Genomic DNA, 14,680 nt, shown 5'->3' on the forward strand with positions numbered 1-14,680 from the left:
CACCCCCACACTTTGCCCCACCGCCCTCTACACCTCACCGACACAATTCGTTTCTCGGTGTTCGTGTCCCTTGTGCATTGCGTTGTGGTTGCGGTGTCCGCTACCACAACATCTGGGGTCGCTTGAGCCCTTCTCTGCTCGCCACCAGTCGCTCGGATAACCGCCTGGGGTAAAAAATCGTCCATGTGTGTCGCAAAGTGTTTTTAGGTGTGGCTTAGTGTCGATTTTGGGCTATAGTTTGTTCACGTTCAAACGTGGGTGTGGGCGGCAATGAGAGGAGGACGACATGCTGACTGGCCAGTACCAGCGCAGCCTCGACTCCAAGTCTCGTGTCACCCTCCCGGCCATCCTGCGCAAGCAGTTTGGCGAGTTCGTGCAGCTCATCCCGCGCAAGGACGCGCTCTTTGGCTACACCCCCGAGGCATTCGAAGCTTGGGTCAACAGCCTGAACCTCGATTCCAGGAGCCGCAACGACGCAGAGACCCTGCTTCGTCTCAATGCCATGGCCACCACGGTGGAGATCGATTCTGCCGGCCGTGTGGCCCTCGGCAAGATCGACGAGACGACCCGCGGTCAGCGCCAGCGCCTGGGCCTCAGCGGCGACCTCATGATCGTCGGTGCGGGTGACCACTTCGAGATATGGAACGCCGATCGTTGGAACGACAAGTTCGCCTCCGACGGCGCGGTCGACCGTCTCGAGTCGCTTCTCTTTGGCGAGTAGGCAAGGGGGAGAGGAGCGCCTTGACATCCGAATATCGGCACGTACCCGTGATGCTCGACGAAGTCCTTGCCGAGCTCGACCCCAAGCCGGGAGAGGTGGTCTGCGACTGCACTCTCGGCGGGGCCGGACACTCCATCGCGCTCGCGCAGAGGATTGCCCCTGACGGCCTCTCCATTGGAATCGACCAAGACGATATGGCCCTCTCGGCGGCAGCCGAGCGCTTCTCGCGGGAGGCGCCCCAGGCGGAGTTCCTTCCGCTCAAGGGCAACTTCGGGAATCTTGACCAGCTGCTCGTAAGTGCCAGGGTCCCCGGCGTTGATTGCCTCCTCTTCGACTTGGGCGTCTCCTCGCCCCAGCTCGACATTCCGGAACGGGGCTTCTCGTACAACGAGGACGCCCCCCTTGACATGCGCATGGATTCGGGGAAAAACACCCCAACCGCACAAGAGGTCATAAACACCTACAACGAAGCCGACCTCACCCGAATCCTCCGCGTATACGGCGACGAGAAGTACGCGGCGCGCATTGCCCGCGCCATCGCGGAGACGCGCGAGAAGGCGCCCATCGAGACGACCTTCCAGCTCGTCGACGTAATCAAGCGGGCGATACCTGCCGCCGCCCGCCGCCGCGGCGGACATCCTGCGCGCAAGACCTTCCAGGCCCTGCGCATCGAGGTGAACCACGAGCTCGACGCCCTCGACCAAGGCCTTCGCGCCGCCGTCCGCTGGGCAAACACCGGTGGCAGGATCTGCGTCATCTCCTACCACTCACTCGAGGACCGCATCGTAAAGCACGTCTTCTCGGAGCTCTCACAGGGTTGCGTCTGCCCGCCGGATCTTCCGGTGTGCGCGTGCGGTCACGTGCCGATAGTCGACGTCAAGACGAGAAAGCCGATCGTTGCAGGTGAGAAGGAGGTCTCTTCTAACCCACGGGCGAGAAGCGCTCTCATGCGCGTGGCGGTCAAGCTCGACGTCACGCACGAAGGCACCAAAACGTTGCACCCGACCGCAAGGTCGTCTGCATAGCACCACAGCAAACGAAGCACCACGCACCAAAAACGCAGCCTAAACGCACTACCAACGCGCTACCAACGCATCAGCACGTACAACGTCCGGCACAACCGGAAGACAAGGAACAACGATGAGGTATCAGGGGTCAGAAGCCGTCAGGATGGACGCAGCCGAGAGGAGCCGCGAGCGCCGCGACGAACGCGTTGAGCAGCGCTCATCGTTCTCGGTCGTCACCGGTGGCGGGCTTGACGCCCGCGCCCGCGCAGGCGTGAGCCCCCTGTTCCTTCAGCGTGTCCGCACGGTTGTCGTCTGCGCCCTCGTGTTCATCGCGCTCGGCGCCTGCCGCGTCGCGCTCTCCACGGCAACGGTCTCGGCGCTCCAGGCCAATGTGACGCTGCGTTCCCAGATCAAGGAGGCGCAGACGCTCAATGGGGACCTCCAAGTCGAGAAGTCCGTGCTCTCCTCATCGAGCCGCATCAGCCGTATCGCCACGCAGAACTACGGCATGTCCCTCTCGACCAATCGAGAGGTGCTTGACCTCTCGTCCGGCAGTGCGTCTGCTGATGTCACCTCGACCGAGGCCACCTCTGCAGGCGACGCCACTGCCACCATGGCGAATGGGGATGCTGCGCAGTCTGTGACGGACGCGGATGTCGCCTCTCCCGAGGCGTAGACTACTCCCTTGTGAGAGACAGCATGAGACAGAGCCGCCAAGGGCGGCGTGGGAAGCCGGAGGCCTCGTACGACGAGGCCTCTCGTGCCCGTTACCGTGCTCGCGCGTCGAGGCCGGGAGGCTCGGGGCCCGGTGGCTTTGACCAGGGCACGCGTGTGGTCTTCACAGTGCTCATGGTCATCTTTGCCATTGTGGCGGGACGCCTTATGTGGCTTCAGGTGATTGAGGGGCCGAGCCTCTCCGGGCAGGCCGAAACGCAGCGTACCAACGTGATCACGCTTCATGCCAAGCGCGGGACCATCTACGATCGCAACGGCAACGTGCTTGCCATGAGCGTCGACTGCAAGACCATCTACTGCAATCCCAAAGAGATTACCAACCCCTCGGGCGTGGCGCAGACCCTCGCCGCAAACCTGGGCGGCTCCGCAAGCGACTACACCGCGACGCTCACCACCGACTCGACCTTCGCCTACGTCAAGCGCCAGGTCGACACCGACGTTGCCAACACCATCAAGCAGCAGCTCTCCGACGCCAAGCTCAAGGGCGTCTACTACCTCGACGACAACAAGCGCGTCTATCCGTACGGCGACGTGGCAAGCCAGGTGTTGGGCGTCGTGGGTACCGAAGGCGAGGGCCTCACTGGCCTCGAGTACTACTACAACGACGAGCTCTCGGGCACCGACGGCCAGATGATCATCGAGACGGGCAGTACCGGCACGCCCATAGCCGGCGGCACTTCCCAGGTCACCGAGGCAAAGAACGGCGAGGACCTTATCCTCTCCATCGACATCGACGTCCAGGAGAAGGCCGAGGAGGTCATCTCTCAGGCCGTCCAAGACTACGACGCCGATTCTGGCTCGGTCATGGTGACAAACCCCAAGACGGGCGAGATATACGCCGCGTGCTCGACCCCGCTCGCCAGGCTCTCTGACCTGGCCAATACCAGCGCCGACGCCCTCACGCTCAAGCCTGCAACGGCCTCCTACGAGCCGGGCTCGATGTTCAAGATCCTGACCGTTGCCATCGGCGTCGAGAACGGCCTCTTCAACTCCGAGAGCGTCTACAACGTTCCCGTGCAGATCCTGGCCGGTGACGACTGGGTGACCGACGACGAGGCGCGCAGCGGTGCCGAGGACATGACAGTGAGAACCATGCTGGTGCGCTCCTCGAACGTGGGCGTCTCGCTTCTCGCCCAGGAGGTCATTGGTGCCCAGCGCTTTGCCGAGGGCGTCGACAGGTTTGGCATCGGCCACACTACGGGCATCGACTATCCGGGCGAGTCTGCAGGCATTGTGACCAGCTACGAGAGCTACACTGGCGCGACGCTTGGCGCCATGGCCTTTGGCCAGGCGCTTGCGGTGCCCATGGTGCAGATCGTGCGCGCGTTTGGCACCGTGGCCAACGATGGCATCCCCACCACGCCCCACTTCCTCATATCCAAGGACGGCGAGGAGGTCAGCTGGCCCACGGGCGAGCAGGTCATCTCGAAGTCTACGGCCGACGAGGTCGCCGACATGATGGTCTCGGTCATGACCGACGGCACCGGTAGGCGTGGCCAGGTAGATGGCTATACCATCGCAGGTAAGACGGGCACGGGCGAGCAGGCAAGCGAGTCCGGCGGATACGAGCAGGGCAAGTACGTGTCCTCTCTTTGCGGCTTTGCCAACGCTGACGACCCCGACGTTCTGGTCTACGTTGGCCTCAACGGAACGCCGCACTTGGCGCTCTCCTCGGCCGCGCCAACCTTCAAGGAGATAATGGAGGCTGCCGTCACGGACCTTGGCATCTCCCCGGACGTCTCTACAACCACCTCGTCGACAACCAACTAGGTGAGGGAGACCTATGCTTTCCATGGACATTGCAGACCTTGTGCTTGCCACGGGGTCGCAGCTGCTCGAGGGCACGCCCGCCGCGCGCGTTGAGGGCACGGTCGAGATTGACTCGCGCAAGGCTGGCCCGGGCTCTGTCTTCGTGGCGTTTCTCGGCGAGAGGGTCGATGGCAACGACTTTGCACCCTCGGCCGTCGAGGCCGGGGCTGCCTGCGTCGTGGTGACGCGCGAACCGCCCGCATCGCTTCTCGCCCTTGCGCGCGAGCACGACTGCGCAGTCGTACGCCCCGAGGACGATGACGCCGAGGAGTTCCTGCTCCGCCTGGCCCACGAGTGGCGTGTCCGTCACCCCAGCTGGCTCGTCGTAGGTGTCACGGGGTCTGTGGGCAAGACCACGACCAAGGACCTTCTCCGCGCGGGTATCGCAAGTGCGAAACGCGTCCATGCCACGCGGGGCAACCTCAACAACCTCATCGGCCTGCCGCTCACGGTGCTCTCGGCCCCCGACGATGCCGAAGTCCTTGTGTGCGAGATGGGCATGAACCATCCAAACGAGATTCGCCGCATGGCCGCATGCTGCGCACCCACGCTTGCCGTCATCACCAACGTGGGTACCAGTCACATTGGCCTTCTCGGCTCGCGCGAGAACATCGCCCGCGCCAAGGCCGAGGTGGTCTCGGGCATGGTGGCGTCGTGCGGCGTGGAACCCCTGCTTGCGCTCACGAGTGCCAACGACTACACGCCCTTCATCGCAGGCGGCTTTGCGCGCCCTCAAGGCGTGGCCGTGGCGTACGCGGGCGAGCGCGAGAGCGACGACGTCCGTGCGATCGGCGTCAAGCTTACCGGTGCCGGCGAGGCATCGTTTACGGTTGCCTGCAAGGACGGGTGGTCCAAGCGAGTCACGCCCTCGGTTCCCGGCCGGCAGGTGGTCCCGGACTTCCTTCTCGCCATGGTCGTCATCGAGGCTCTGGGCCTTGACCGAGATGCCGCGGCGGATGCCATGGCGGCAATGCCTGCGGCGAGCATGCGCCTTGCCGTCTTAGAGTCTCCCCGTGGGGTGCGCGTGATCGACGACTCGTACAACGCAAGCCCCACCTCCATGGCGGCTGCCCTCGATGTGCTTGCCGAGATGGATGCCAGCGGCATGCGCGTGGCCGTTTTGGGCGAGATGGGCGAGCTTGGAAGCGAGGAGCAACGCCTTCACGGCTATGTGGGTGCCTATGCCGCGGCCAAGGGTCTTGATATGCTTGTCTTCATTGGTGGCGAGCTTGCCGCCGGGATGGCCGAGGCGGCGCGCACCATGGGCGCCTCCGAGGACCGGCTGCAGCTCTTCCCCACGGTCGACGCTGCCGTGGAGACGCTTGCCCCCGTCTTCTCCAGGGGTGACCTCGTACTGGTCAAGGCGTCGCGTTCCTGCGGTCTGGATGCGTTCGCGAGGGGAGTGCTTCGCTGATGTTAATTGTGGGAAATCCCGCGTACCCGAGCTACCAGGTGCTTTTGTCGGCCGGCGGTGCCGCCGTCATCACGGCTGCCGTGATGCCCATCTTCATCAGGCTCATGCGCCACGAGGGGCTGGGCCAGCAGGTGAGGGCCGACGGCCCCAAGCGCCACCTCGTGAAGCAGGGTACCCCCACCATGGGCGGCATCGTGATGCTTCTCGGCGTGGTGGTGACAACGCTTCTCATGGCGCCCTGGTCACCCATGCTCTTCCTCGCGCTCTTCGCGATGCTCGCCACGGGCGCCTTGGGACTTCTCGACGATATCGAGTCCGTGGCGCACGAGCGCTCGTTGGGCCTTACGCCTTTGCAGAAGATGGTGGGCCTTACCATCGTGTGCGTCATCTTCTGCCTGGTGGCGGTGAACCAGTGCGGCATTGCCCCCACCATCGAGTTCCCCGGCGGCGCCTCCATTGACCTGGGCGCGCTGTCGACCAACATCAGCGGCGTGCGGGTGCCCTGGCTCTACATGCTCTTTGTCTTCCTGCTGTTGGCCGGCCTCTCGAACGCCGTCAACCTCACTGACGGCCTGGATGGCCTTGCCGGTGGCACGGTGCTTGTGGTCATGGTCGTGATGGCTATGGTCGCCTACAACGAGGACGAACTCGGCCTCTCGGTGCTTGCGGCGACCATCGTGGGTGCCTGCGTGGGCTTTCTCTGGTACAACTGCTATCCCGCCTCGATCTTCATGGGAGACACGGGCTCGCTTGCCTTGGGCGGCGTCTTCGCGGCGCTGGCCGTTCTCACCAAGACCGAGATCTGCTCGCTCGTGATGGGAGGCCTCTTCATTGCTGAGGCGCTCTCGGTGATCATCCAGGTCGTGAGCTTCAAGGTTACCGGCAAGCGCGTGTTCCTTATGGCCCCGCTTCACCACCACTTCGAAAAGAAGGGCTGGAGCGAGACAAAGGTCGTCATCCGCTTCTGGATCGTCTCTGCCGCCTTCGCGGTTCTGGGCTTTGCGTTGTACTTCCAGCTTGGCTAGGGGGCATCTCATGCAGGAAAGCAGTTCTGCGGCACGTCTTGGCGACGTCGCCGTACTGGGCATGGGCCACACGGGCGAGGCTGTCTGCCGCTACCTCGTGGGGCTAGGTGAGCAGGTGTCATCGGTCACGCTTTTTGGGGGCGCCTCATCGCATGGGGGAGACCTCACGCGCGAGCTCGAGGGCCTGGGCGTGCATTGCGTCCTTGGCACCGAGAAGGTCGAGGGCACCTTTGACCTTGCCATTGCCTCGCCCGGCATCCCCATCGGCTCTGCTTTCTTCCAGGCGGCTGCCGCGCACTCCAAAGAGATCGTCGGCGAGCCCGAGTTTGCCTGGCGCGAGAGTCCCCAAGACTGGGTCGGCATCACCGGCACCAATGGCAAGACCACCACGACCGCACTTGCTACGGCGCTTTTGCGTGCGGGCGGCTGCCCTGCCGAGGCTGTGGGAAACATTGGCACCATCATCACGAGCCGCATAGCCAATCGCGAGCGGGGCTCGTGGTTCGTGGCCGAGCTCTCGAGCTTCCAACTTGCCACCACGCGCCTGCTCCGCCCGCGCGTGGCCTGTCTCATGAACGTGACGCCCGACCACGTGGAGTGGCATGGCAGCATGGAGGCGTACGCCCAGGCAAAGGAGAGGGTCTTCGCCAACCTTGCGGCTGGTGACCTTGCCGTAGTCTCTGACGGTGACGAGTGGTGCCGCGCCATCATCGAGCGCCTCGATGCGCGTGGCCTGCGCGTGTGCCGCGTGGACGTGCGCCGGGACCCCGGCGTGCCGTGCGCTGCCTTTGTGCGCGACGGACGTCTCGTGGTGCGCCTCGATGGCACCGAGCATGTCCTCGTGTCCACGGACGACCTTCCCATCAGGGGCGAGCACAACGAGGAGGACGCCCTTGTCGCCTCGGCCGTGGCGCTTGAGCTGGGCGTGGCCGAAGGGGATGTCTGCCGCGGGCTTCTCGCCTTCTCGCCGCTTGAGCACCGCATCGAGCCCTGTGGGGAGGTTGCGGGCGTGCGCTTTGTGAACGATTCCAAGGCCACGAACACCGACTCTGTCGAGAAGGCCCTTACCGCATTCGAGCCGGGAAGCGTGTGCGTGCTTCTGGGTGGCCACGACAAGGGCACCGATCTCACCTCGCTTGCGCATGCGGTTGCCACTCGCTGCCGCGTTGCCGTGTGCTACGGCGCTGCTGGCGAGAGGATTGCCCGTGCCCTCAAGGACGCGATTGCGACCTCGGGCTCTGCGCTCGAGGTCGTGCGCGAGCCGCACATGCGCGAGGCCTTCTCGGCCGCCTGCGAGCGTGCCCAGGCCGGTGACGCGGTGCTGCTCTCGCCCGCGTGCTCGTCCTTTGACGAGTTCCACAACATGGAGGAGCGCGGCGAGCTCTTCAAGCGCCTCGCTGCCGAGCGCGTGACCGCAGGGAGGCTGTGCTAGTGGTCCAGGTGGCAACATACGGGAGCTCTGCCACGACGCGGCCCCGCTCCTCTTCCCGGCGCAGCTCGCGGGGGAGGGGCTCTGCCCGTTCGTCTGTCGAGAAGACCATCCTAGGCGTTCCCGAGAGGTTCATGAAGCCAAGGCTTGTGCTCATTGCCGTGGTGGTGATTCTCACCTGCTTTGGGTTTCTCATGGTCTACTCGGCCTCGTCCATCACGTCGCTCACCTCCGAGACACTTGGCAACGACCCCGCCTACTTCCTCAAGCGCCAGCTCATGTTTGCCGCCTTGGGTACTGCCGCTGCCGCGCTCATTGCGAGCAAGGACTACCACCTCTGGAGCAAGAGGCTCGTCCTCGTGATCTGGGGGTTCACGATCCTCTTACTCCTCTTGATCTTTCTGCCCTTTGCAGGAAGCGACGCCTATGGCGCCACCCGTTGGATTGCCATCGGTCCCTTCTCACTTCAGCCCTCGGAGTTTGCCAAGATCACGATCATACTCGTGGCGGCAAACCTCGCCGAGCGCTACTACGACGAGCAGACCATGACCTTCCAGGAGTTCGTGAAACAGCTTGCGGTCTTTGTGGGCGTCCCGCTCGTTCTCATCTTGCTGCAGCCCGACAAGGGGTCGACCCTCATCATTGCGGCAACGCTCATCGTGATGTCCTACCTTGCCGGCATGGATCGCCGCTGGATCCTCCTCGTGCTTGGCGTGGGTGCGGTCGGCGTTCTCGTCCTCTCGCTCAAGGACGATTACTCGCGTGCCCGCATCATCACCATGCTCAACCCGTGGAGTGATCCCACAGGCTCCGGCTACCAGCTCATCCAGGGCTTCTACGCCTTTGGCTCGGGCGGGCTCCTTGGCGTGGGGCTGGGCATGAGCAAGCAGAAGTACTCCTACCTGCCCATGGCATACAACGACTTCATCTTCGCCGTGGTGGGAGAGGAGCTTGGGCTCATGGGCACGCTGGGAGTGCTTGCCGCGTTTGCGGTGCTTGTCTGGGCAGGCTTCCGCATTGCGCGCTATGCCCCCGACATGTGCGGCAGGCTCATCGCTGCGGGCTGCACGTCGCTCATCATCATCCAGCTCCTGGTGAACGTCTGCGGCGTTCTTGGCATCATGCCGCTCTCGGGAAAGCCCGTCCCCTTTATCTCCTATGGCGGCTCCACCATCATGAGCTGCCTCATGCTCGTGGGCATGATCGTGTCGGTCTCCAACCACTCGGCACTGCCCGAGACCGTCCATGATCGCAGTAGGCAGTCCTGGCAGTTCGCCGCTGACGAAAGAGACGACGCGGGTGCGGCTCCCCCTGGCGCATCGGGCTTCTCGCTTGTGGGTACGCCAACGCCCAGGTATTCTCGTCCGCGCGAGGGTACGAGCTCTGGCCTACGCATGGTTGATGGCGGTGGTGAGGCCAGCAGGCAGGCAAGGCCGTCCAGCAGAGGTAAGAAGGCCAGGTACGAACGGGGAAGGATAGACCTCGGCCCCAACGCCACGGAAAGGCTCCGCGGTCGCGGGTCCGGAAGAGGGGATGGCGGACGTGGCAGGAACTAGTCTTGAGGTGGCAATCGCCGCGGGCGGCACCGCAGGTCACATCAATCCAGCGCTGGCGCTGGCAGAAGAGCTCTTCTCCCGCGGTCACCACGTGCGCTTCTTTGGGCAGAGCGCCAAGCTTGAGGGGACCCTTGTCCCCCAGGCAGGCTTCGTGCTCGAGCCCATCCACGTGACTGGCTTCGACCGCTCGAGACCATGGACGCTCGTCTCGGCCCTTGTGCGCGAGCGCAAGGCGTCCGCACGCGTGGGGGAGGTCTTTGCCGAGAAGGGCGCCCCAGACGTCGCCGTGGGCTTTGGCGCCTACGTCGAGCTGCCGCTCATGGACCGCTGCCGCAAGCGGCGCATCCCCTATGTGTTGCACGAGCAGAACTCGGTTCCCGGCCTTGCCAACAAGACGCTCGCATCCAACGCGCGCTACGTCTGCGTGTCGCTCCCACAGGCGCGCGCCGCCTTCGAGGGGCGCGTCCAGGGCGAGGATTCCATCGTGCTCACGGGAAACCCCGTGCGCAGGAGCGTGCTTTCCGCCTCGCGCAAGGCGGGCCGCGCGGCCTTCTCCATCCCCGGGGACGCAACGATGCTTCTCGTCTTTGGCGGAAGCCTTGGCGCCCAACACGTGAACGAGGCCATCGCGCGCCTCAAGGCGCGCCTTCTCGCGGACCCCAAGCTCTACGTGGTGCACTCCACCGGCAAGGAGCTCTACGACGGCGTGGTGGCTTCTCTCGCCTTGACCGATGCCGAGCGCGAGCGCTGGCAGGTCGTGCCCTACATCTCCAACATGGGAGAGGCCCTCGCGGCGGCAGACCTCGTGGTCTCGCGGGCCGGTGCCTCCTCCATCGCCGAGATTGCCGCCCTTGCCGTGCCGAGCGTGCTTGTGCCCTATCCGCTTGCCACGGGCGACCACCAGACCACCAATGCCCACTACCTGGCAGATGCCGGTGCCGCCACCCTCTTTGCCGACGGCGCAATTGACGGAGGCGCCTTTGCTGATGACCTTCTCGCCCTGGTGGGCGATGCCGGGCGCCGCGAGCGCATGCGTGCGTGCGCGCGAGGGCTTGGGCAGGACCAAGCTGCCGCGAAGCTGGCAGACGTCGTGGAGCGTGCCGCCGCCCGGTAGCGTGTGGCGGCCTGCATGCCGGCGCTAGTGCGGTCGGCGCCTGCGGAGTCCGTGATGGGTTTGGGCCGTGGGCAACCATGGGCCGTCCGTCGGCTAAAGTGAATGGGTTAGGCGAACCAGTTTCCGTGGCGGGCCCTCTCGCCGCGAACCCTTGGAAGGGGTAGCCATGACAGACATCCAAGAGGCCACCCGCGACGACGCGGCTGAGAAGGGCCACAAAATCGCGAGCGCCCACTTTGTGGGCATTGGTGGGGCAGGCATGAGCGGCATTGCGCTCGTGCTCAACAGGCGCGGCTGCAAGGTCACCGGCTCCGACCTCAAGAGCTCCCACTACGTGCGCGAGCTTGAGGACGCGGGCGTCTACGTGACCATCGGCCACGACGCCGCGACCATCGACCGCGTCTCGCCCGAGGTCGTTGTCACCTCGAGCGCCATCCCAGAGACCAACCCCGAGGTCGTGCGCGCCCGCGAGCTGGGCATTCCCATCTGGCCGCGCGCCAAGATGCTCTCGTACCTCTCGGACAACGCGACCACCGTGGCCGTCGCCGGCACGCATGGCAAGACCACCACATCATCCATGATTGCGACGATGCTCGACCGCATGGGCTGGGACCCGTCCTTCCTCATCGGCGGTGTGGTCGAGGGCTATAACACCAACGGCAGAAACGGCGAGGGCGGCTACTTCGTCTGCGAGGCAGACGAGTCCGACGGCTCCTTCCTCTACCTCAACCCCGACGTGGTGGTGGTCACCAACATCGAGGCCGACCACCTCGACCACTACGGCACCCTCGAGAACATCGAGAAGACCTTCTGCACCTTCATGGGCTTGGTGGGCGAGCGGGGCACGGTCATCGTGAACGGTGACAACCCCCACTACGTGGCGCTTGCCCGCTCGACCGGCCGCCATGTGGTGACCTACGGCTTTGATGCGAGCAACGACTACGTCTGCGTGCCCGAGGAGGGTGCGGTGGCGCACAGGCTTGCCATGCGCTTCTCGGTGAAGACCCCCTCTGGCGCCTCGGTCGAGGTGACCATCAAGTCAAACCCCGGCCGCCACAACATGGCAAACGCGACGGCGGCCATCGCCGTGGCAGACGTTTTGGGCGCAGACCTTGCCCAGGCGGCAGAGAAGCTCTCTGAGTTCAAGGGTGCACGCAGGCGCTTTACCCACGTGGGCGACATCGACGGCATCACCGTGGTCGATGACTACGGACACCATCCCACCGAGATTAAGGCCACGCTCGAGGCGGCCTCGCAGCTTGGCTTCGACCGCATCGTCTGCGTGTTCCAGCCTCACCGCTACAGCCGCACCAAGGCGCTCGAGCCGCTCTTTGCCCACGCCTTCGACCACGTGGGCGTCCTGCGCGTGATGGATGTCTTCTCGGCGGGCGAGATGCCCATACCAGGCATCTCGGGCAAGACCGTCTCGAACCAGGCCGAGGCTGCCGGCGTGGTGCCTGACGTGCGCTACATCCCCAACCGCCACGAGCTCATCCAGAACCTCTGTGACACCTGCCATCCGGGCGACCTGCTCATCACGCAGGGCGCGGGCGACGTCACCCAGATCGGCCCCACATTCATCGCCGCCATGCGCGAGCGTGACGAGAAGAAAGACGAGTAACGGGCGTGAGCGTCTTCAATGCATACATGAGCCTCTCAGGAGCCGTTGACGCGGACGTGATCCGTGGCGAGCGGCTCTCGCGCCGCACGACCTACCGCATCGGCGGCCCCGCAGCGCTCTTCGTGTGCGCAAACACCTATGAGGCGCTGCTCAAGGCCGTCGAGGTCCTGCGTGTCGAGCGCGTCCCCTGGGTGGTCATGGGCAAGGGCTCCAACATCCTTGCGGCAGACGCCGGCTACGACGGTTGCGTCATTACGTTGGGTCGCGAGTTTGCGCGCATGAGTCTTGCGGAGGACGGCCAGGTGACGGCAGGGGCGGCGCTTCCCCTCTCGAAGCTCGTCTCCGAGGCCATGAAGCGCTCGCTTGCGGGCCTTGAGTTTTGCGCGGGCATCCCCGGCAGCGTGGGCGGGGCCGTCTCGATGGACGCAGGCACCCGCCACGAGTGGGTGGGCAGCGTCATCGAGGGCGTGGTGAGCCTTGCCCCAGGCAAGGGCCTCGTGCGCCATGCCGCCTCCGAGGTGGAGTGGGGCTACCGTGTGACCTCGCTTCCCACCACCGAGATCATTCTCGAGGCAACCTTTAGGCTCGAGCCGGGCAACCATGACGCTATCGCACGCGACGTGGAGGAGAGACTGCGCCGCCGCAGCCAGTCCCAGCCCATGGGCAGGCCCTGCTGCGGCTCGGTCTTCAGGAATCCCGACTCGCGCTCTGCTGCCGTCCTGATTGAGGCGTGCGGCCTTAAGGGCTACCACGTGGGCGGGGCTGCAGTCTCGGACGTCCACGCCAACTTCATCGTGAACGACGGCGGCGCACGTGCCCGCGACGTGGTCGAGGTCATGCGCCACGTCCACGACACCGTGCGCGACAAGTACCAGCTTGACCTCCAGCCCGAGGTCAAGCTGCTTGGGTTTGGGGCATAGGGAGAGCGCGGCATGGCGTCAGACGACAGGAGAAAACCAACGGCGCGCAAGGCGACGAAGAGACCAGCACAGGGGAGCCCCACACGCCCCTCTCGGCCAGCCTCTACGCCGCGCACCCGCATGCCGCAGCCCTCTCAGCAGCCGTCTGCACGGCGCGCGAAGCGCGCGCCCAAACCAAAGCCGGCGGCGGTCAAGCCAACGCCTGCGTCCAGGATCCCCCAGATCAAGCCGCCTGCCCCACGCTCACAGCGCTCTCCTCGTCCCCAGAGCGGGAAAGAGGCCCGGGCAGCCCGGGCGCGTCAGGTGCGCACGGCAGACGCCATGGGTATCGCCCTGCGCGTCGCGGTGGTTGCGGCAATCGTCGCAGCCGTCTTCGGCGTGGTGCTTTTCGTCCTGAGCAACAGCTCGGCCTTCGAGATCGCCTCCATCGACGCCGTGGCCAGCGACCATGTGAGCGCCGACGATGTCCAGAAGCTCGCCGACATCGAGGAGGGAACCACCCTTCTCAACGTGGACACCAACGCCATCACACAGAACCTCATGAAGAATCCCTGGGTCGAGTCGGTGAGCGTGGAGCGCGAGTTTCCCGACAGGCTCAAGATCTCTGTGACCGAGCGCGCGGTCGAGGCCGTTGTGGTCATGAGCTCGAGAAGCGTTGCCTGGTATTTGGGTGAGGGGGAGGTTTGGCTCGAGCCCGTGAACCTCGACGTGTCGGAGGGACAGTCCGCGGACGATGTGGCGCTCGAGAAGGCCACCTCGGTGGGGGCCATCCTCATCACCGACGTTCCGGCAACTGTCAATCCGGTGGCAGGCTCCTCGGCCACCGACGATGTGATTGTCGCCGTCCGGAGCTACCTGGATGGCTTCTCATCCGACTTTGCCTCGCAGATCGTGAGCTTCACGGCACCGAGCGTGGCGAGCATCTCATGCACGCTTGCGAGTGGCGTTGAGGTATCGCTGGGATCGCCCTCGAGCATCTCCTCGAAGGAGGAGGTCATCAAGAGCCTTCTCTCCGAGTACCCTAACGAGCTTACCTACATCAATGTTCGGGTGCTGTCGAGCCCCTCGTACAGAAAGATCGACTCCACGAATGCGACGGCAGGAACGGGAGCCACGGGCGCTGTCCCGTCGACAGACTCGACGTCCTCCAGTGACACCACCTCGATGACTGGCACGGCAGATTCGACGGCTTCCACAGTGACGAATTCGGATGCCTCCACGACTACCACAGCGGATGCGAACTGACTATAAAAGTCTTACGCTCAAGCTCTGCTTGAGCGTTTTCATCGCTTTTGATGGCCTCGTTTACCTGCGCTTTTCACCATTTGT

The 14,680-nt window shown here is 64.6% G+C and carries 12 protein-coding genes; all 12 read left to right on the plus strand.

The features are described from left to right. Window positions 1-286: 286 nt before the first annotated feature. On the plus strand, window positions 287-721 hold the full coding sequence (locus tag E0E00_RS06940) for a division/cell wall cluster transcriptional repressor MraZ (protein WP_130811821.1): 435 nt from the start codon (window positions 287-289) through the stop codon (window positions 719-721). A 20-nt stretch (window positions 722-741) separates the two neighbouring features. Further along, window positions 742-1,746 (plus strand): 16S rRNA (cytosine(1402)-N(4))-methyltransferase RsmH, encoded by a 1,005-nt coding sequence (gene rsmH, locus E0E00_RS06945; RefSeq protein WP_130811822.1) that lies wholly within the window; start codon window positions 742-744, stop codon window positions 1,744-1,746. A gap of 145 nt (window positions 1,747-1,891) precedes the next feature. Continuing rightward, complete coding sequence (gene ftsL / locus E0E00_RS06950; RefSeq protein WP_242622178.1) at window positions 1,892-2,404, plus strand: cell division protein FtsL; 513 nt, start codon at window positions 1,892-1,894, stop codon at window positions 2,402-2,404. A 23-nt stretch (window positions 2,405-2,427) separates the two neighbouring features. Further along, the gene (locus E0E00_RS06955) at window positions 2,428-4,233 is read left to right on the plus strand and encodes a penicillin-binding protein 2 (RefSeq protein WP_130811824.1); all 1,806 of its coding nucleotides are present in this window, start codon (window positions 2,428-2,430) and stop codon (window positions 4,231-4,233) included. A gap of 13 nt (window positions 4,234-4,246) precedes the next feature. Then, window positions 4,247-5,686 (plus strand): UDP-N-acetylmuramoyl-tripeptide--D-alanyl-D-alanine ligase, encoded by a 1,440-nt coding sequence (gene murF, locus E0E00_RS06960; RefSeq protein ID WP_130811825.1) that lies wholly within the window; start codon window positions 4,247-4,249, stop codon window positions 5,684-5,686. 5 nt (window positions 5,687-5,691) lie between these two features. Continuing rightward, window positions 5,692-6,711, plus strand: a complete 1,020-nt coding sequence (gene mraY, locus E0E00_RS06965) for a phospho-N-acetylmuramoyl-pentapeptide-transferase (protein ID WP_130812628.1) — start codon at window positions 5,692-5,694, stop codon at window positions 6,709-6,711. 10 nt (window positions 6,712-6,721) lie between these two features. After that, entirely contained in the window at window positions 6,722-8,143 is a 1,422-nt protein-coding gene (gene murD, locus E0E00_RS06970; protein WP_130811826.1) for a UDP-N-acetylmuramoyl-L-alanine--D-glutamate ligase, read from the plus strand. Next, window positions 8,143-9,696 (plus strand): putative lipid II flippase FtsW, encoded by a 1,554-nt coding sequence (gene ftsW / locus E0E00_RS06975; protein ID WP_242622179.1) that lies wholly within the window; start codon window positions 8,143-8,145, stop codon window positions 9,694-9,696. The genes murD and ftsW overlap by 1 nt, the downstream gene beginning before the upstream one ends. After that, complete coding sequence (locus tag E0E00_RS06980) at window positions 9,683-10,810, plus strand: glycosyltransferase (protein WP_371683381.1); 1,128 nt, start codon at window positions 9,683-9,685, stop codon at window positions 10,808-10,810. The genes ftsW and E0E00_RS06980 overlap by 14 nt, the downstream gene beginning before the upstream one ends. Before the next feature lie 166 nt (window positions 10,811-10,976). Then, the gene (murC, locus tag E0E00_RS06985; protein WP_130811828.1) at window positions 10,977-12,431 is read left to right on the plus strand and encodes a UDP-N-acetylmuramate--L-alanine ligase; all 1,455 of its coding nucleotides are present in this window, start codon (window positions 10,977-10,979) and stop codon (window positions 12,429-12,431) included. Between the two features lie 5 nt (window positions 12,432-12,436). Next, on the plus strand, window positions 12,437-13,351 hold the full coding sequence (murB, locus tag E0E00_RS06990) for a UDP-N-acetylmuramate dehydrogenase (RefSeq protein ID WP_130811829.1): 915 nt from the start codon (window positions 12,437-12,439) through the stop codon (window positions 13,349-13,351). Window positions 13,352-13,654: 303 nt separating this feature from the next. Then, on the plus strand, window positions 13,655-14,596 hold the full coding sequence (locus E0E00_RS06995; protein WP_165443599.1) for a cell division protein FtsQ/DivIB: 942 nt from the start codon (window positions 13,655-13,657) through the stop codon (window positions 14,594-14,596). Window positions 14,597-14,680: the final 84 nt, after the last annotated feature.

The organism is Olsenella sp. Marseille-P4559 (assembly GCF_900605015.1).
Taxonomy (GTDB): domain Bacteria; phylum Actinomycetota; class Coriobacteriia; order Coriobacteriales; family Atopobiaceae; genus Tractidigestivibacter.